Source organism: Butyricimonas muris, from assembly GCF_046365375.1.
GTDB classification, from domain to species: Bacteria; Bacteroidota; Bacteroidia; order Bacteroidales; family Marinifilaceae; genus Butyricimonas; species Butyricimonas muris.
The window spans coordinates 92,415-112,035 of record NZ_JBKEIT010000001.1; the positions used below are offsets into that span (position 1 = coordinate 92,415).

The window sequence follows — 19,621 nt, forward strand, 5'->3', positions numbered from 1 at the left end:
TGGTGTATTACTTTTATTTGATTTAGAATCTTAATAACAGTTCTATGGTTAAGTTTGTATTATTAATTGTTTTTCTATTTTTCTTTTATGCTTGCCATAGAGAAAATATGAACGCTCTAGAGAGAGAAAACGAATTAGAGAATTTCGATAATAGAATGTTTGATAACATTGATATTGAAGTTTATGATTCGCTTATAAAACGCAATGATTTTCAATATCTCGCAGCTTTGTATAAAGAAAATCGGAATGCTATTTACTCTTGTGAGGATAAAGAATTATCAGAACAATATTTAAAAGCTGATACAATCCGCTCTTTGATTAGTTATTATTCCAAGAAACTTTCTTGTTCAGATCTTTCATTGTATATTGCTAAGTACGTGGATACAGAACTTGTGATACAATCGAGATGTTTACTAAATGAAAAGATCGAAGATTGTTGGAAAAGAGCGTGGGATTTCTATGATAAGACTTTTGTGAATAAAATTTATGAGTTGATGAAAAATCCTGATGATATAAGGAATGATATTGCTTCATTTTTATCAGGGACTTATGGTGTTTTTGGTGTTCAAAGGGTTTTTGTTGTATTTCAAGATAAGAAAGCAAGACCAAGTGGTGAATGGTTGAAATTGCAAAAACATGGATTAATAAATCTTTTACTTGCTGAAAATATTAATATATCACCCATATTTGATGGAAGTGATGTTTCTGCTGCCGAGCGTGATGTGCATAATATAAATAGATGCTTAAATGATGGATTTTATTGGTATTATACTAGTAATAGGTGGAAAGAAATTGGAGAATTGAAGAAAAATCCTAATGCTTGTCCTTCTTGTGGTGAAAATCCATGTATTTGTTATCATATATGTCCACAATGTGGGAAAACAAATATAAGTTGTATTTGTTGTAAAAAGTGTGGACGATATCCATGTATATGCTATAAAGAATTAACGCCAGCATGGGGAATATTTGAATATCAAGATTATATTATGTGTTGTTGGAATGAACAAAAAATAGAATCGTATCTTGAAAATTTAAGTCATGACGTAAATTATTGTATTCTTTATAATTGGAATAGGCCTGGGGGACCTTTAGGAAAAGATATAGATAGACCATACACAGAACCTTATGATGTTTCTGATTTCACGGGTGTCTATGTGTTACATACAAATATGAAATATACTTTTGATCTTGTTGATATTTATAGCTTTGCAAAAAATGTAAATAATGTATTAAGAAGAGAACAGGCAAAAGGATATCCTGAAAATTTTATAGGACCTCTTTTTGCATATTTTGTGTTAGAACATGATGTTTATGCTTTGGTATCAATGGGAAGACTTGGAGTACTGGGAGAAGCGTTAAGTGATACTGAATATCCTTATAGATTAGACAATCTTGAATTTAATATTTATGATATTGTAGTAGATAAAACTATTACTTATAAAGGAAAAGAATATCATTATGCATTTGAGAATGATTATGAAAAAAAAATATATCAAGTTATGAAGTTGTTTCAAATGATGAATTGTGATATAGAGATATTTAAGTTGAAAAGGGGAGGTTATCCTATAATGGGGGATCAATTTGTAAAAGGTTGGTATAGTGATAGAATCTCGAATGAAGAAGATATAATAAAGTAATTTTTAAATAGATGTTATGAATAAAGTATTGTATATTGTTATTTTACTGTGTTTTAGTGTTGCTAGTGTGAATGCTGCCGGTGGAGAGTGGGGAAAGAAGAAGAAAAAGAAGGCGGCAAAGGAGCAGGTGGAGTCGAAAGACTCCACTTCGAAAGCCACGTCAACGAGTGAGTATGAAAAATTCATGAAGGATGCCGAGGTGAAAGAGGGGATGTTTAACGTGATCAAGAAGAAGGATAAGATTTATCTGGAGATTCCGAAGGCTATCATGAACCGGGATTTCTTGATCAGTTCTCGTGTTTCCTCGACGAGTCGCACGTGGCAGATTGATCCGGGAACCATTAATAGGGATCCGCTATTGATTACTTTTTCGTGTGATGGGAATAAGGTGTATATTCATTTCCCGCATTTGAGGTACGAGTGCAAGGAGGATTCGGAGATGTACGAGGCATACAAAAGACATAGTAACCCGCCGATTTGGAAGGCCTTTAAAATAGAGGTATTATCCAAGGATTCCAGTAGCTGCGTGATTGATGCAACTTCGTTGTTCTTGTCTTCTATCGCAGAATTTTCCCCGTTTCCGGATCTTCCGGCAGAAGTGCGTGCGTTTGTGCCATTCGGGGGTACGTTCCAGAGTGATCGTTCCAGAATCGAGGAGTTTAAGGCATTCGAGGATAATGTTATCGTGAAGAGTATGATGACTTACACGACAGACAAGGAAGGTCCCTTGACCACAATCGAGGCTCGTAATATTGTTATTTTGCCGGAGAAGCCGATGACTCCCCGTTATTCGGATGAGCGTGTCGGATTTTTTGAGGAAACCCGTTTTTTGTTTGACGAGAATCAGGATCAGTTGCAACGTTACGGGATTATCAATCGTTGGGATTTGCAACCCAAGGATATGGAAAAATATTTGGCGGGAGAGTTGGTTGAACCGGTAAAACCGATCGTGTGGTACGTGGATCCGGCTATCCCGGAAAAGTGGAGAAAATACGTGAAGTTGGGTATCGCGGATTGGAATATCGCTTTCGAGGCTATCGGGTTTAAGAATGCGATCGTGGTGAAAGATTACCCGACGGATGATCCTAATTTTGATCCAGACGATATTCATTATAATTGCTATCGTTTCGTGGCTTCCGCGAGAGAAAATTCCATGGGACCCTCTTGGATAGATCCCCGTTCGGGAGAGATTTTGTGTGGAGATGTTATTTCGTGGTATGGGGTGGTGACTTTGTTGAACAAGTGGCGGATGATTCAGACTGCGGCGGTAGATCCTTCCGTGCGTTGTCCGGTGATGACCGACGAGAACATGGGGGAAGCAATGCGTTACGTGGCGGCACACGAGATCGGGCACACGCTTGGGTTGATGCATAATTTCGGGGCATCGGCAGCCTATCCGGTGGAGAAGTTAAGAGATCCCGAATTCACTCAAAAATACGGTACGACTCCTTCCATCATGGACTACGCCCGCTTCAATTACGTGGCACAACCCGGTGACATGGAGAAAGGGGTGAAATTAACGCCGCCGTTAGTGGGTGAGTATGATATGTTTGCTATTAAATATGGCTATCAAGTATTGGCGAACGTGGAGAGTCCGGATGACGAGAAAGCGACTTTGCGGGCATGGATTAAAGAGCAAATCGGTAACAAAATGTGTTTCTACGGGCAACAGGTTTTCCAGTTTAATTTTGACCCGCGTTCTCAAGCCGAGGATTTGAGTGATGATGTGATCAAGGCGAATACTTACGGATTGAAGAATCTGAAGTATGTTACGGCTAATTTCGTGGATTGGATGGCCGTGAATGATGAGGGATATGCGGCTGTTGAGGGTACCTACAAGGAAATTATAGGGCAATTTTTCCGCTTTATGAACCATGCTATGGTAAACGTGGGAGGGATGTACGTTAACCCTAAAGGGTTTGATGATAATAACGTGCAATTGTATCAATACGTGCCTAAAAATAAACAGGTGGAGGCTTTGACGTTCGTGTTGAAGAATTTGAACGATTTGCCTAACTGGATCGTGAATGATAAAGTTACGGCTATAGTGGGGCCCACGGCAAAGCCGTACGTGCAACAAACGCAATTCTTTAGTGAAATGTTGACTCGCGAGTTCCTTGGACGCCTTCAGTTGAACGAGATCGACGGGAAGAACGTGTTCACGATAGATGATTATTTGAATATTATCTATGACTACATGTTCTCTCGCAAGGGAGGAAGTTTACGGTTGTGTGACATGGCTTTTCAAAATTCTTTCGTGGATAATTTGAAAGAGTTTATGGATAAAGGAGAGTTTAAAAGCGCGGGTAGTGGCAAGGCTTTGACGGATTACGCTATGGAAACGACTTGTAGTTGCCACGCGTATTGTGAATCCCATAGTTTTAATCCGGTAGATCCTTTGAGTGAGATTGTTTTGAGCCCGAGAATTGACAGAACAAACAAGCGTCCGGTGGTGATGAAGTATTTACGCAAAGCTTACCAGACGGCTAAAGCGAGATCGAATACGGGAAATGATAAGACCCGTGAACATTATCGTTTATTGGTCTTGAAATTGAATTATCTGTTTGATTGATCCGTGTGAATATGTGTGATAGAAAGGGCAAACGCATTTTCACGCGTTTGCCCTTTGAGATTAATTTTTCAACATATTCTCGACACGAAGTAATAAAAGTTCATAATGTGCTTTATCATCCCTGTGAGCGGAAGCAAGTTTACTTTTTACTAAAGCTTGAGTCTTTTTTAGGATCTTGGTTTGATAAGCCGGAATTTCACTAATCACGTTTATTTTTACTTCATCTTGAAACATGGGAGCCATTTCCCCGAATTTTTTAAGACAAATGGCGGCAACACTTCCCTTGCCGTATTGTTCCTCGATGTCCATCAACCGTGCACGGGTGAAAGGGAAATTGAGTTCGGGAGCTAACCCATACGCTTCTATCTCTTCCATGGATGGTAAAGAAGACACGTTCGCCGTTTTGTCTGTGAAAAAGGAATTTCCTTTTTTACTTTTCTCCACCTCTTTAAGAGCGGCATCAATAATAGCACGCTGAAGTATTTTGTCTTCCAATGTCAATTTGCGCCCTTGAATTGTCGAGGCAAATACTCCTGCATACAAATCATCGTAATATTCTCTGATTGTGTACGCGTCTTTTTCTTTGGCAATATGGGAAGCCAGTGTAACATTTTGCGGAATGGTTGTCAACAGACTTTTAGATATAGCAAAAGCTATTTTCGACGAGCTATTCGTGTGCAAGTCGAAGTTTTCAGTCAATTCCGGGGCATTAATCCATGTACAATTCCGAAGTTCGCGCAAAATCCAATTCAAGGAATTTTTTTGCATGGAACGAGGCAAAGGCTGTGCCGGTTTCATCGTACCGGTGCCTTCTTTTACCTGTGATAAATGAATCCCGCCAATCTGGTACATCACGTTACCCAAATAACGGAAATACTGGTTAAGAATTTCTTCGTACATTCCGCTTCGGTGACGGGTATCCCCCTTCTCGTCAATCCATTCGTTCATGTGAGAAAGGATATATTTCAGATTTTTTATTCCGTAAGTCCCGGCTTTAACTGGATCGTCGCCCAAATCTTCCTCGAGGCTGCTAGGATCGTAACGTCCGTCGATTTGCTGACGTCCATAACGAAAACGGGGATCATTTGCTTTCTCGTCAATCCACCGTCCGGCAATCTCTACTTCTTCCCACATATTCGTGGCCTCCGGAATAGGCGTGTACAACCACTTGATCACGTATTCGTCATAAACGCCCAAAGCCGGTGGGGTTAATTTTACCCCTTTATCCCCCGGCTGCGCCACGTAATTGTATCGGGCGTAGTCCATGATGGAAGGAGTCGTTCCGTATTTTTGAGTGAATGAAGCGGAACGTAAAGAATCTACCGGATAGGCACTTGAGGCAGCCATGTTATGCATTAATCCTAATGTATGTCCTATCTCGTGAGCGATCACGTATTCAATGGATTCGTCCATGATCTCCTTCGGCATCTTCTTTGCCCTTACCCGCGGGTCGATTTGTGCCGTTTGGATAAAACGCCACTGGTTGTTCAATTTCACGATATCATTATACACGATCACGGAAGCATTTAAAATCTCTCCGGTGGTGGGGTCTACCCAACTCGGACCCATCGCATTGGGTGTAGGGCAAGGAGAATAACGGATACACGAGTATTTTAGATTATCCGGGTCAAAGGTTGTATCATTAACAGGGAAATCATGCACTTGCATTACATTTTTGAACCCGATCTTCTCGAATGCGGGGTTCCACCTTAAAACAGCTTTACGAATGGCCGGTTTCCATTCTTCGGGGAATGTATTATCCACGTACCAGACAATCGGCTTCACCGGTTCAACCAGTTCTCCTCTTTTCCACGCTTCCATATCGGAAGGCTCCAGACGCCAACGGTTAGCTAGCGCGTATCCCCGTAAACCATCTTCCTTCTGAGCCAGATCAATTTTAAAGAATCCTAATAAATTATGCCCGTATGTAGGGAATACCCCGATGCGGGAATCTTGGATTCTGGGCTTCATTTTTCCTTCCGGTAACAAGATCATGGAAATGGTAGAACAGCTTGCTATGTCACCGAGCGAGAAACTCATCATCATGAAATTGATGGAAAGATCGAGATTTTGATATAATTCAATTGAAGCGTTGTCATCAAATACTTTCATCTTGCCGAAGTAAGGTTTTCCGGTCTTGCCTTTCGAAATGCTAATACCTTCAGCCCTTGAAAATGGAGATACGTCATCATTCTTGAATAAATCGGTCGCGTTAAATATGACCGCCGTACTATCGGCATTATACGCTTCCATGGGAAAACGCTTGTATTCCATGTCCATGTAATTTTTTTCCAGAGCCTGAAGCATATTCTTGTCATTCGATGTACAAACGGCAAGCATGTTCGGGAAACTGAATACGACGGTTGAATCCTGTAAATCCACACGTAAGTGTAAAGGGTTATTCGTTTTGTATCCGACGTTCGCGAATTGCGGGTTACCGACCTTGGAAAGAGTACTACCCAAAAGAACTTCTTTCCCCATGTTCTTTACAGGATATTCCATGTAAATTTTTTCTCCCTCCCGGTGAAAAGTAAGAAATTCTCCTTTTATTGTTTGTAAACCGGATTTCTTCATGAATTTGTCATACTTACTCTGCGGTTTCTCCTCTTTTTTCTCCACTTGTTCCGTGGATTTCGATTTTTTCTTTTTCCGTTCTGCCCCGTTCGCGAAAAGGCAAGATGCTCCTAGAGCTACTATTAGTAGCACAACATACAGTTTTCTCATTATTAAAGATTTATAGTGTTTATACTCTTGTGTTTACCATGTAACTTTCGTGCTATAATAGCAAGGTGTTATTGTTCCGTCCTCTTCAAATTTTACATATTTGAAAATGAATTTATTTTTCAACTTGTCCCATTCATATATATGCACGTCACAATCCAGTTCTTGTAATATGGCAATATCTATGTACGTTTCTTTGTCTTCAATATTATTTGCCAATTTCAACCGATCGCTTATATCTTTTTGTCCTATGAATAGAAGCAATACATCTTTTTTGGATTGTAGTTTAGGAATTATATTACCAATTTCTCCAAAAATCTGGATTAAATGCATTTTATTTGCAGTTATTTTTAAATAATATATCTCTAATTGTGCATTTTCTGGTAATTTTTTTAATTTCCTAATTTCATCAGCAGAAAGAAGCAAACGCCCTACATCTTTAGTGTTTAAAGTATTATCAAGTGTATTGACTTGTAATAATATCCACGTGTCTTCCGTAACATATTCATTTTTAACTAATGCCTGTGGTAAATTATAGGATCTAATAATAGATTCATCTCCTCTAAATACTATTCCTGTGGCATCCCTCGGATATCCTAAAACAGGAAACTCTGCAACGCAATCATTGTAATTGTCAATCCAATCATCGAATATTTCCTCTAAATTGTATTTATTTAGCATATAGCCTAGAGTTAATATTGCTAATTCCAATCTCTGTCCATATTTTTCAGGTAACTTTTCTTGTTGAGCTTTATCGCAAACACAAGGATATCTATGGCATTCATCACATAAAAATTCACTTGGAATAGCGCCACCACCACTACCGGAAGAGTCATCAACACCTCCTAGTTGTTTCCAACGCCCCAATAGATAATAATCAACAAAACCTCGTAGCAAAGATTGATTTGTTTGGCAAATTAATGCACCAGCCCTAGTCGCAAGGTTATCATAGAAATTAATAAGTTCGGACAAATTATTTATTGGAGGGAGTTCTCCATTATATTTATTTTTCATTATATAATATACATCCTTTGCGTTAGGATACTTTTGTTGATTGTTAAGAAAAAGGTATAAATCAGTTATTATCGCTTCTTTTCCTTTCTTTATTTTTGAAAAAATGCCAGTAGGACTATTGGTAAAATATGAATTATAATAGTTTGCAACTTTTTGCCAACAATCCCAAAGAGAACCATGTGCACATTTGGTTATAATGGGAACTGCTGCCAAATATGGTACAATATTTTTAATGTTATTTTGTTCCTCGTATGTCCTACATTGAATAAACATATCGTTCATTGTTGCGTCTTTCCCATCATTAGAAACATTTGTTGCATTCAGATTCCCATTTACAATCGTTTCATACTGTTTGACTAAAGCAATGAATTTTTCTTCTTTTAATAAATGTTCATATACCTCTGAATCAATATTCATATAAGTATTCGATCTTTTTATTGATTTTTCATGCTCTACGGTGGTGCATGCAAACATACATAGGGCATAAATAATTGTATAAATATATTTCATAGCTTTTATTTTTCCGTGTATCTTAATTTCTTGTAATCGATGCCCATCTCTTTCAAGGCTTTGGTCAAGAGATTATACTTGACACGCATAGCCTCGTATTTATTGACGAGACGTTCGATTTCTTCATCTGGGGTCAAGATTAAGAACTTAATCCATTTACCGATGTCTTGTCCTTTGGTTGGATATCGAAGGATAAAATCTTCCAATTCTCCGGGTAATGTACTTCCGGTAAATCCTTTTCCATACATAGCATCTTCAGAAATCATTCCTCCAAATGTGCCATATAATCCTTCTCCAAATTGATAGAATCCAGCAGGAAGAGAAGGAACATTTTCATTTGTTGCCATATAACTCCAGATATTTTCATTCAATTTTGCCGCAATATAGTTTTTTCCTTCTGGTTCCATGTTTTCGGTATCTTGAATTCTGAAGATACAATAGTAGATTCCTAAATAGTAATCAGTGGTTTCCTCCCAAGCAATGTCCGTAATATTGTCCGCTAGAATAATACTATACGGGAAATGTTTTTTTATGAATTCCTGATTATAGGAATCTAATAATAATGTTTTGACCATTTGAACGCCTTTCATCAAATGTTCCTGTTCTTGTGTCGGATAAACAAAGTCGACTTGATCTTTCGTTCCTGATAATATAGTTCCAAAATTGAAAATATAATCGGATGAATCGGGATCCGTAATGAAGAAATGACCGTATCTATAATAATATTGCGAAACAAATTTCAATACTGGATCGGATGAATTCGTGTCATACATATGTTCTCGTTTGTAAGGAACGATCTCTGCAGTAATATCATCTTCTTTATTGCAATTACAAAGAAGGATACTTGTTAGTATTGATATGATAAATAAATAAGATTTCATATACTTTGTGTTTTGTATTAATTAATTCGGTAGTATTTCTTCTCGTTCAAAAAGTTTGATCAAGTTGTTAACCTCTTGAACTTTAAGTGGAATCGGCATGATGTAATTTGGACTATCGGCTTTTAGTGTGTAAGTTTTGATTGAAGGGGGATTAGTAATGTCTTGATAGATATGATTGATTTCTAATTTCCAGCGCCTAATATCAAACCAACGAACCTCTTCAAAACAAAGCTCCATCAATTTTTCATTTTGTAAGTATTGCATTGCTTCTGTTTCGGTGGACGCATTTATTTCGTAGTCTGTATTAATTCGTTCTTTGCGAATTGCATTGATATCATGTATTGCTTTTTCAATATTATCTTTTCCTCCAAGTTGAATATATGCTTCTGCCCGATTCAAATATGCTTCTTCGATCCGATAAGCTCTGTCATAACATGTGCGTGAAAGATTGTCATATTTCATGGGTTTTAGATAGTCGTTTTTTTCGATTTTGTAAAAGAAAGCCGTATCGCGATAATCTCTTTTTATGATATGATTGTTTGCGTCAACTTCTTTGCTGGTATTGTAGAGTGCTAAGAGTTTTTCACTCGGGCGCCATATTCCTTCATTATTTGAATCGTGGATTGGTGAGTTTTTTTCTGACCAAGAAAATAAGATTGAAGGATTATTTTCATTGTAAAGAGGCTGTTTTTCCTTATAGCCTTGTAAATGTTCAAGTGTTTCAATTTTTGCTCCGCTGTAAGTTATAACATCATTGGCTGCCTCTGCTGCTTTTTGCCATTCCTGAGTATATAAATATATACGTGATAAAAAGAGTCTGGCAACATGCACGTTGGGGCGGAAAGTCGAATTTAGTTGTTCCCCTTTCTCCAAGTAAGTGATAGAATTATTTAGATCTGTTTCTATGAGGGTATAAATTTCAGCTAAAGTTGCTCTTGTATATTTTTTTATTTCAACACTGATGGCATCATTTATTGGAACACCGGCGGCTGTTTTTGCCTGTTCTTTATCTCTATAAGGTTCCCCGTATAGGTTTACGAGAAAATAATAGGACATAGCCCGTAAAAAGCAAACTTCTCCGAGTAATCTGTTTTTAACTCCTTCGATATCATTTTCGAATTGGTTGACATCGTGTTCGATAATATTGCACATAAGTATTTTATGATAGAAATATGCCCAATTATTGTCGTTATTGTCGGAACCTTCTACCGTGACTTGTGTCTGTTGCGCCCATGTGTAATATTTGAAAAGATTTTTTCTGTCATCAACTCTAGTTAGAGTTCCCAAAGGTTTTACATAGCTGTCCGTTTCGTCGCTCATAACATCGAGATACTGAAGTTCTCCTCCATCCGCTTTTTTTATTAGTTCTCCATATATCAGTTCGTTATAATGATCCAATTCTTTCGGAATAAGTTTGTCTTTATCTTTGTATTCCAGAAAGTCATTGCATCCACATAGGATGAGAGCTAAATATATATAATAATGCAATTTCATGATTGATTGTATTAGAAGGTTATACTAAGATTCCAGCCATAAGTCGGTTGAGGAGGGATACTTCCACTTCCGAGTGTCACTTGTTCCGGATCACGACCTTTGAGTTTTTTGCTCTTTATCGTAAATGGATTACTTACAGAAAAACTAAATGAGGCATTTTTAATGTATATGTATTTTAGTATATTGGAATTTAGATAATAAGATAACGAGAGAGAACGACATCTGACAAAATTACCTGATGCAACTCGTAAATCACTTTTGTTATACATGATATTCGTGTTTCTTCCCAGTACGGGATTATTACTGCCTTCTTCGAAAAAACCTTTGGGAGAACTGCTATTTGATAAAACAGGAATATTTGTATGGTCTTCATCTCCCGGTTCTCTCCATCTATTTACAAACTCGTCCGACATATTTTGACTGGGCATCGGGGTTTGCAATCCATTCGAGTACAAGTCGTTCAAACGTATTTTTGAACCAAATTGCATGGAGAGAGAGGCGTTGAGTGATAGGTTCTTGTAGCGAATATACGTGGATAAACCTCCCGTAAAATTAGGCTCCCGTTTGCCACTATACACGAGTCCTTGTTCAAAAGCTTCCTGTCTGTTTGTGATAAGGATATTGCCTTCTTCGTCTTTTGCTTGAGTGCCAAGGAATATGGGACTACCATTTTTATCCAGACCTCCGAAGCGATAGGAATAAAAACTGTTTAATGATTTCCCGTTCTGGATTAACGAACCATTTAAATAATTTTCAAGAACTAAGTCATTGATGTTTCCCGAATTTTTAACTTTATTGTAATTTTTGCTGGTGTTAAAACTTAAATTCCAAGAAAAATTCTTTGTTCTAATTGGTGTCGCCGTGATAGATAGTTCCCAACCTTTATTGTACAAGTCTCCGTCATTAATTGTGACGGAAGTGGCTCCGTTTGTAGATTCAATGACGGTGGATACTAGCTGATCTTTCCCTTTTTTCGTGTAAAATTCAAATGTGGCGGATAATCTATTTTGAAAAAAAGAGAAGTCCGTACCTATATTGAAGGAACGAGTTTTTTCCCAACGTAATTTACGATTAGGTAATGAGGCCAAAGTGGATATGTATTGTTGAGAAACTTCATCCAATGTTCCGACATTAACAATCATGTTGGGATTATGGGCCTCGGTTACATTACCTTGTAAACCGATAGAGGCGTGTATGTTAAGGCCTTCCATCCAGTTTACGTTTTTCATAAACGGTTCGTCTGCAATATTCCATCTTCCGGAAAATGACCAAATTGGTTTGAAACGTGCACTTTTGTCTTGTCCCAATTTATTAGAAGCATCGCCGCGCATGTTTGCGTTTATGATGTAACGATTCTGATACCCGTAAGAAAAGGTGGCGAAATAGGATAATTCATTACTTTTGTTATCCTTGACAGTCGGCTGTGCCTCTCTAAGTTGTCGTTGTCTGTATGCAGCCCATTTTGCAGGATCAATATCTACATGCGTTTTGCCGCGCTCGGGTAAATATCCCAAAAGTTTCGAAGTTTTATTGCTGTAAGTGACACTACGGGCTTCTCCTCCTAACATAAAACTAAAGCTATGATCTTCATGAATTGTTCTATTATAAGATATGGAAAGACGTCCCTGATAACTTGTATTCTTTGAATTGCTGTTATTTAAAATTCCACCATAAGGAAGTTCACAATTATTACTGTAAAAATTGAAATCATCAGTAGGGAGTGGTATTCCGTATTTCCATCTTCTCAGTTTTGAAATATAATAACTCTTTTCCGTTGCATAATCTTCTCCATCAGTTGTGTTGATGTTATAAGAGGCTAGTCCGTTTATGCTTAAATTTTCTATAGGTTTATATGTGAAATCCATGCGGGAGTTGAAGGATAATGTGTTTGATGTCTGTCCGGTGTTATCTAATTCATTGAAGATATTATACACTAGATTATGATTTCCATTATAAGCCGTTTCCATATCAACATACTTTAATGTCCCATCTTCATTAAATGGCGTGATCGCTCGTGAAGTAAAGTAGGCATATTGATATAGATCAACAGAACTGTGAGGGCGATGCGTTTCGCTATTTGAACCATTTAAGCTAAATCCAATGTTTAATTTCTCGGAAATTTTTACGCTAAAACTTGTCATAAAATTGTAACGTTCGCTTTCTTCTTGTAGGGTAGTGCCTTTCATGTTGGAATACCCAAGGGAAACGTAATAGTTGACACTTTCATTTGCTCCTGATACAGACAGCGTGTGGGTGTGGTTAAATGAGTTGCGGAATAGAAGTTTATACCAGTTGGTATTCATTTCTTTCATTTTTTTTACTTCTTGCTGGAAGTCCGAATAGGTAAGTTTATTAGCAAATAATTGTCGAAGTAGTCCTTCATATCCAACGTTATTAACCGCATCTGTACCGTAATACAGTCCTTTAGCGTATATTTCTTCTGATACTTCAACACGATCTTTTGAATTCATAAGGTGCATTAAATGAGGTGTCGGACGATTTACTAAACTCATTGAGGTACTATACCGGATTGCAGGTTTACCGAATTTACCTCTTTTAGTCGTGATCATGATTACACCATTGGCTGCTTTTGAACCATAAAGTGCTGTGGCAGAGGCGTCTTTTAATACGTCAATCTGTTCGATGTCTTCCGGATTTAGACCAGATATGGCATTTCCAATCAAATTGACCTTGTCCATACTATTTAATTCAGTAACATCCAATTGCACGGGATCTTCCAGCACGACTCCGTCCAGTACCCACAAGGGTTCGCGGCTTCCCAAGATAGAAGATGAACCTCGGATACGGATTTTAGGAGCGGCTCCCACGGTTGAAGTCATTTGTAATACTGCCATACCGGGGATTTTGCCTTGCAACATTTGGTCGAGTCTGTTGGAAATGGGTTCCATGAGTTCGTCCATCTTTACCGTGTAGACGGATGATGTCAGCTTCCGTTTGTCGATGTTCTCGTAACCCGTGCGGACGATAACTTCGTCGAGTTCATTGAGGGTGGTTTTCATGATAACGGTTACGAAGTCGCTTTTGGGGGTGACTTGTTGGGTTTCCATGCCGACGAACGAGAAGATTAGGAGGGTGGCTTCCGGTTTCTCGGGGGAGACGATGGTGAATTCACCTTTGGCGTTGGTAGAGACACCGGTAGTTGTGCCTTTGATGAGGACGGTTACTCCCGGCAGGGGTTCCCCGTTCTCGTCTTTCACGATACCCCGGATTGGGTTTTGTTGGTCAGGGGTGGTTTTCGCGGGGCTGATGATGATGGTTTTCCCGTTGAACCTGTACGTGAATTCCTTTTGAAGAACGAGATTTAGTACTTCAATCAATCCCATTTTCAAGCGGGGAAGTTGTACCATTTTCTTTACCTCGAGTTCATTCTCGCTATAAAAGACGTCGTACTTCAATTGTTTCGTGATGGCGTCGAAGACTTGTTCAATCATCATTTGCTGTTTCGAGAATTTGACGCTGTCCTGTTCCGGGGTTGTGGCGGCATTCGAGTTGGAGATGCCTGCCAGTAACCAGAAAATGGTACATGCACAGAGCAAAGCTCCTTTTTTTAACCTTTCTTGTAGGTTAAAGGTGTGATCATACGCTTTTTTTTTCATAAATTTGTTCGTTAAAGTGATAATTAATCCTGTATAGCTATTTGCCGTAGCTTTCACAGGTTTTGGTTTTTACAATAAAGGGGGTGCTTTTTTGCCGATAGCACTCCTTTTTTTAGTCTGTTCTACTTACTGTAATTGTCTTGTCTTGAATATTAAAGTGAATATTAGTTGTTTCTTCCAGATAACGTAACAATTGCTCCAAGGGTTGATGTTTGTCGATAGTTCCCCGGAAGGTCATGTCCTTGATCTCCTCGTTCCGGTAAATCATTTTGAAGTCATACCACCGTTCGAGTTTTTTCACGATGTCCTCGAACCGGTAGCCTTTAAAATAGAATTTGCCGTCAATCCATGAGGTGTATAGTTCCGTGTCCACGGTTCTCGTTTCCACGATGTTCGTTTCTTTATGGACGGTCAGTTGTTCAAACGGGTGCAGGATGTCGTTCCGGTCTTGTTGAGTGACCATGACTTTGCCTTCCACGAGTGTCGTGATCCACTTCGAGTCGTCGTTATAGGCACTGACGTTGAATTTTGTTCCCAGAACGGTAATATCCTTGCCCCCGGCGTGAACCGTGAAAGGTGCGGTTGAATCCTTTGCCACTTGGAAAAAGGCTTCTCCTTCCAGATATACTTCCCGGCTGTGGGACGAGAACTGCACGGGAAAGCGGAGCTTGGATTCCGAGTTGATATTCACGCTTGAACCATCGGGGAGTTTCAAGTAGAAATCGGCACCTTTCGGTACGTGCAGTTCGTTGTAACGGAGTTCAATTTCTCCGTTTAGGGAGTCGATACTGTTCCGGTATTGCAATTGTCCGTTCACGCTGTCGCGGGTAAAAGACATGCCCAGTTTTTCGACCTTGATTGTTTTTTGTTTTTTGCTTAGTCTGATTTCTTCCCCGTTTGCCAATACTAATCTTACTTGGGAACATTCGTTTTTTCCCGGTTGCAGGGAGGCAGTTTTTGTTATTTTGGTTTCCGTCGTGTTGTTATGCATTAGGTATACGGTAATACCGATCATAAGCAGGGCACATGCCGCGTATTTTATAATGCGAAGTGCTATGAAGCGGTTCGATTTGTTTATGCTTCTGCCTTTTACTTGTTTCCATGCTTTTCCCATGTTGTAGTGGTCGTCTTTCATGGAGTTGGCAGCCCTGTGTATGATGAATTTCTTATTTTTATCCATTTTGGCTATTGATTTACTATAAAGGGCATCAAGAGTCGGAAATGGGTGATTCTGAAAATGACTTTTTTTGAAAAAAATGCGTTTTTTATTTTTTAATCCTTCGACAGTATGCAATAAATACTAGCAACTGGCTGGTATTCTTGAAATAACATCGGATGATGCGATAGGCTTTCGTGATATGTGTTTTCACGGTATTGACGGAGATATTCAATTCTTCCGCAATTTGTTTGTAGCTTTTTTCGTCGACACAACTCATTAGAAAGATATTGCGACATTGTTGCGGAAGCGAGGCAAGTGCTTTTTTCATCTTTTCTATTTCAATGACTTCTTCTTCCGTGTATTCTGTTTGTTGGAGATTTGCAATGAATTCGGCCAATAGGGGGGAATGCCGTTGTTCCATTAACTGGCGTTTTAAAACTTTTAGAGCGCCATGACGAACGGATGAATACAAGTAATGTTTTAATGAAACCTTTATGTCTATACACGAGCGATTGTTCCACAAGTACACGAATACGTCTTGAACGATATCTTCCGCTTTGTCGTGTTCGGCAACAATGCCTTGGCAATAATTGCATAAAGCTTGATAATTCCTTTTGAATAATTCTTCAAAGGCAGCCGTGTTTCCTTCGAGGACATCTTCGCTGTTTATATCATCCCAATCTGTATAATCATCCATAAACGCCGATTTCTTCATGTTGTTCACCCGAAAATATGACTATTCGGGATGTGAATTTACAAATATATAATGATTTTAATATTTTGGGCAAACATTCTCTTGTTTTTTTAGGTTTAACCACAAATAATCCATCATGTGGCTAAACAGCCATATTTTGAAATATTGTGGTTTGTTTTTGTCTAAATTATTGTTAATTATATATATTATAAATTATGATAGGGGATGTTGATGCTTTTTTCTGAAACAAATAATAAATGTGGTGTATCTTATTGGAAATTAGTTGTTTCGTGTGTATTGGATAGCTATTTGGTGAGGCGTTTTTTTACTTTTTCAAGTGTTGTTTTTGGAAATTTCCGGATAATAATGCAACAATTTTTATTTTGATCTCGTATAAGGTGTTAAGTATATTTTTTTAATTTGAATATATAATATACCTTTGTATCCATTTTAAAGATAATTAGTTGTGTGTTAGATGTGAAACATAATATAGCGTAGTTTATTGATATGGCAGACGAGAAGATTATTTTTTCCATGATGGGCGTAAGTAAGACTATACCGCCACAAAGAAAGATTATAAAGGATATTTATTTATCCTTTTTTTACGGGGCGAAGATTGGCGTAATCGGTTTGAACGGTTCGGGTAAGTCAACTTTGTTGAAGATTATCGCCGGGTTAGACCCGAATTACGAGGGTAAGGTGATTTGGTCGAAGGAACATTCTATTGGTTATTTACCCCAAGAACCTCAGCTTGACGACACGAAGACCGTGAAGGAGGTTGTGCAGGAGGGGGTGCAGCAAGTGATGGATTTGTTGAAGGAATACGAGGACGTCAACATGAAGTTTGCCGAGCCGATGAGTGACGACGAGATGGATAAGTTGATGGCTCGTCAAGGGGAACTGACCGAGTTGATTGAACACCACGGCGGTTGGGAGATCGACCAGAAGTTGGAGCGGGCTATGGACGCTTTGCGTTGTCCGGAGCCGGATGCCTTGGTGAAAAACCTGTCGGGTGGAGAAAGACGACGGGTGGCATTGTGCCGTTTGTTGTTGCAGGAGCCTGATATTTTGTTGCTTGACGAGCCGACGAACCACTTGGATGCGGAGTCGGTAGAATGGTTGGAGCAGCATCTGCACCAGTATGCCGGTACGGTGATTTGTGTCACGCACGACCGTTATTTCTTGGATAACGTGGCGGGTTGGATTCTGGAGTTAGACCGGGGAGAGGGAATTCCATGGGAAGGTAACTATTCCTCTTGGTTGGAACAGAAAACGAAACGTTTGGAGCAGGAGGAGAAGCAGGCAAGCAAACGGAGAAAGACTCTGGAAAGGGAGTTGGAATGGGTGCGTATGGCGCCGAAAGCCCGTCAGGCAAAGAGTAAAGCCCGTTTGAAGGCTTACGACCGGATGATGGACGAGGATGTGAAAGAGAAAGAAGATAAACTTGAAATATTTATACCGAACGGTCCCCGCTTGGGCAACAAGGTGATCGAGGCGGCACACGTGGCTAAGGCTTACGGTGATAAAGTGCTGTTTGATGATCTGGAATTCCAGTTGCCGCCTGCCGGTATTGTCGGGGTGATCGGGCCTAACGGTGCGGGAAAGACTACTTTGTTCCGCCTGATAATGGGTGTAGAGACTCCGGATAAAGGGGATTTTGAGGTGGGACCGACGGTGAAAATCGCTTACGTGGACCAGCAGCATAAGGCTATTGATCCCGATAAAAGCGTTTATCAGGTGATTTCCGGGGGAAGCGATATGATTAATCTTGGTGGACGGGAGGTAAATGCCCGGGCTTATGTGTCCAAGTTTAATTTCTCCGGGACAGATCAGGAAAAGAAGTGCGGGGTTTTGTCCGGTGGAGAACGGAATCGCTTGCATTTGGCGTTGGCGTTGAAAGAGGATGCCAACGTGTTGTTGCTTGATGAGCCCACGAATGATATTGACGTGAACACGTTGAGGGCATTGGAGGAAGGTTTGGAAAACTTCGCGGGGTGTGCCGTGGTCGTTTCGCATGATCGTTGGTTCTTGGATCGCATTGCCACGCATATTCTGGCGTTCGAGGGCGATTCGAAGGTAGTTTATTTCGAGGGAAGTTACTCTGAATACGAGGAAAGTAAGAAGAAGCGGTTGGGGGACGTGACCCCGAAGCGTATACGATATAAAAAATTAATCGGATAAGATAACAAGACCGTGCCAAAGAAAAAAGAAAAAAAGATTGTAGATAACGGCTTTGTGCCGGGTATCTACAATTATTGCGACAGATGGTGTGAACGATGTAAATTTCAGCTTCGATGCATGAGTTACACGATGGGAAAGAAGTTGAAGGAAAAGACGAGGGTAAATTTAGGGGAGGAGATGCCTGACGACGACGAATCCGCGTTAGCCCGTCTAAAGAATATTTTTGATTCGACATTTGACGTGTTACGGGAATTGGCGGACGAGCGAGGAGTGGGAATAGAGGATATTTATTCGGCGGAGAAGGTAGACCGTGGATTCTGGGGAGAAGATTACGAGGATTTGGAGGATCAGGATGAGGAAGTGGCAAGGCAGGTGGAGAGTGAGGATATGATGAAATGTGAGCAAATCTATCATTCTTTGGCAGATAAGTGTCAAGAGGAGATTTACCAGTATTTTGAAACGGAAAAAAAGAAAGAGGGTGAGTTTCCGCGGACGCGTGAGGTGGAGGATGCTTTATTGGAGGTGAACTGGTACATGGATTTGATTCGTTCCAAGATGAAACGGGCCCTTTGCGGGTACTTCCTTTACGCGGATAAAATAAACGCCACGCAGGAAGAGGAGGATTACAACGGTTCGGCGAAAGTGACGTTATTAGCCGTTGAGATATCTTGTACGGCATGGACGGTGATACGGGATAACATATCTGACTTTGAGAGGGAGGCATCCCGTATGATTGTATTGTTGGAACAGTTAGAAAATGATATAGAGGCTTTTTTCCCTAATGCCCGTACTTTCAAGAGGCCGGGATTTGATACTTGTGATGTAGTTTGAGAGAAAATATAGTTACGTGTGCCGTTTCCATTCAAATCGGATATTAGAGTTGAGTGGGAACGGTATTATTTTTGTGAATATTTTCAAATATGTGTGTTGAATTTCTTGAAATAAAGAGCGTTTTTTGTTGTGATGTTCGTTTGTAAATGTACCGTCATAGCTTGTTTTGTTAAAAGATGTACACTTTTGGTTGATGAAAATGAATATATAAAATATGGAATATAGTTCGTAGTGTATTTAAAAAAATATATATTTGTAGCTCAATAATTGAACGATTATTAACTGTCTAAAATCACTATTCGTTATATAT

General features: G+C 39.4%; 11 protein-coding genes. 4 read left to right on the plus strand and 7 right to left on the minus strand.

The genetic code is table 11. The features are described 5' to 3' along the window. Positions 1-44: 44 nt before the first annotated feature. Together ACK8P8_RS00375 and ACK8P8_RS00380 are read left to right on the plus strand one after the other, a co-directional pair. Positions 45-1,637 carry a hypothetical protein gene (locus ACK8P8_RS00375; RefSeq protein WP_227215580.1) on the plus strand — a complete coding sequence of 531 codons (1,593 nt, stop codon included), beginning with the start codon at positions 45-47 and terminating at the stop codon, positions 1,635-1,637. Between the two features lie 16 nt (positions 1,638-1,653). Then, on the plus strand, positions 1,654-4,209 hold the full coding sequence (locus ACK8P8_RS00380; protein ID WP_369859928.1) for a zinc-dependent metalloprotease: 2,556 nt from the start codon (positions 1,654-1,656) through the stop codon (positions 4,207-4,209). A 60-nt stretch (positions 4,210-4,269) separates the two neighbouring features. Here the strand turns inward: ACK8P8_RS00380 and ACK8P8_RS00385 are convergent, their stop codons facing one another. The 7 genes from ACK8P8_RS00385 to ACK8P8_RS00415 all read right to left on the minus strand — a co-directional run bounded on the left by ACK8P8_RS00385 (position 4,270) and on the right by ACK8P8_RS00415 (position 16,302). Beyond that, positions 4,270-6,933: a zinc-dependent metalloprotease gene (locus ACK8P8_RS00385; RefSeq protein WP_369859929.1), complete on the minus strand. Its 2,664-nt coding sequence runs from the start codon at positions 6,931-6,933 to the stop codon at positions 4,270-4,272. A 33-nt stretch (positions 6,934-6,966) separates the two neighbouring features. Continuing rightward, positions 6,967-8,454, minus strand: a complete 1,488-nt coding sequence (locus tag ACK8P8_RS00390; protein ID WP_369859930.1) for a hypothetical protein — start codon at positions 8,452-8,454, stop codon at positions 6,967-6,969. A 5-nt stretch (positions 8,455-8,459) separates the two neighbouring features. Continuing rightward, positions 8,460-9,335: a hypothetical protein gene (locus ACK8P8_RS00395; protein WP_369859931.1), complete on the minus strand. Its 876-nt coding sequence runs from the start codon at positions 9,333-9,335 to the stop codon at positions 8,460-8,462. A gap of 21 nt (positions 9,336-9,356) precedes the next feature. Further along, positions 9,357-10,829 (minus strand): RagB/SusD family nutrient uptake outer membrane protein, encoded by a 1,473-nt coding sequence (locus ACK8P8_RS00400; protein ID WP_369859932.1) that lies wholly within the window; start codon positions 10,827-10,829, stop codon positions 9,357-9,359. A gap of 11 nt (positions 10,830-10,840) precedes the next feature. Then, positions 10,841-14,446, minus strand: a complete 3,606-nt coding sequence (locus ACK8P8_RS00405) for a SusC/RagA family TonB-linked outer membrane protein (RefSeq protein WP_369859933.1) — start codon at positions 14,444-14,446, stop codon at positions 10,841-10,843. A 112-nt stretch (positions 14,447-14,558) separates the two neighbouring features. Then, on the minus strand, positions 14,559-15,626 hold the full coding sequence (locus ACK8P8_RS00410; RefSeq protein ID WP_410025401.1) for a FecR family protein: 1,068 nt from the start codon (positions 15,624-15,626) through the stop codon (positions 14,559-14,561). A gap of 85 nt (positions 15,627-15,711) precedes the next feature. After that, the gene (locus tag ACK8P8_RS00415) at positions 15,712-16,302 is read right to left on the minus strand and encodes an RNA polymerase sigma-70 factor (RefSeq protein WP_176555100.1); all 591 of its coding nucleotides are present in this window, start codon (positions 16,300-16,302) and stop codon (positions 15,712-15,714) included. 504 nt (positions 16,303-16,806) lie between these two features. Here ACK8P8_RS00415 and ettA point away from each other — a divergent pair. Continuing rightward, entirely contained in the window at positions 16,807-18,480 is a 1,674-nt protein-coding gene (ettA, locus tag ACK8P8_RS00420; protein ID WP_099293021.1) for an energy-dependent translational throttle protein EttA, read from the plus strand. A 12-nt stretch (positions 18,481-18,492) separates the two neighbouring features. Beyond that, positions 18,493-19,311, plus strand: a complete 819-nt coding sequence (locus ACK8P8_RS00425) for a hypothetical protein (RefSeq protein WP_141560976.1) — start codon at positions 18,493-18,495, stop codon at positions 19,309-19,311. Positions 19,312-19,621: the final 310 nt, after the last annotated feature.

Excerpts from the sequence above, each read along its gene's own strand:
- ACK8P8_RS00390 (WP_369859930.1), bottom strand. The coding sequence starts at position 8,454 with ATGAAATATATTTATACAATTATTTATGCCCTATGTATGTTTGCATGC.
- ACK8P8_RS00380 (WP_369859928.1), top strand. The coding sequence starts at position 1,654 with ATGAATAAAGTATTGTATATTGTTATTTTACTGTGTTTTAGTGTTGCT.
- ACK8P8_RS00375 (WP_227215580.1), top strand. The coding sequence starts at position 45 with ATGGTTAAGTTTGTATTATTAATTGTTTTTCTATTTTTCTTTTATGCT.
- ACK8P8_RS00400 (WP_369859932.1), bottom strand. The coding sequence starts at position 10,829 with ATGAAATTGCATTATTATATATATTTAGCTCTCATCCTATGTGGATGC.
- ACK8P8_RS00385 (WP_369859929.1), bottom strand. The coding sequence starts at position 6,933 with ATGAGAAAACTGTATGTTGTGCTACTAATAGTAGCTCTAGGAGCATCT.
- ettA (WP_099293021.1), top strand. The coding sequence starts at position 16,807 with ATGGCAGACGAGAAGATTATTTTTTCCATGATGGGCGTAAGTAAGACT.
- ACK8P8_RS00415 (WP_176555100.1), bottom strand. The coding sequence starts at position 16,302 with ATGGATGATTATACAGATTGGGATGATATAAACAGCGAAGATGTCCTC.
- ACK8P8_RS00410 (WP_410025401.1), bottom strand. The coding sequence starts at position 15,626 with ATGGATAAAAATAAGAAATTCATCATACACAGGGCTGCCAACTCCATG.
- ACK8P8_RS00405 (WP_369859933.1), bottom strand. The coding sequence starts at position 14,446 with ATGAAAAAAAAAGCGTATGATCACACCTTTAACCTACAAGAAAGGTTA.
- ACK8P8_RS00395 (WP_369859931.1), bottom strand. The coding sequence starts at position 9,335 with ATGAAATCTTATTTATTTATCATATCAATACTAACAAGTATCCTTCTT.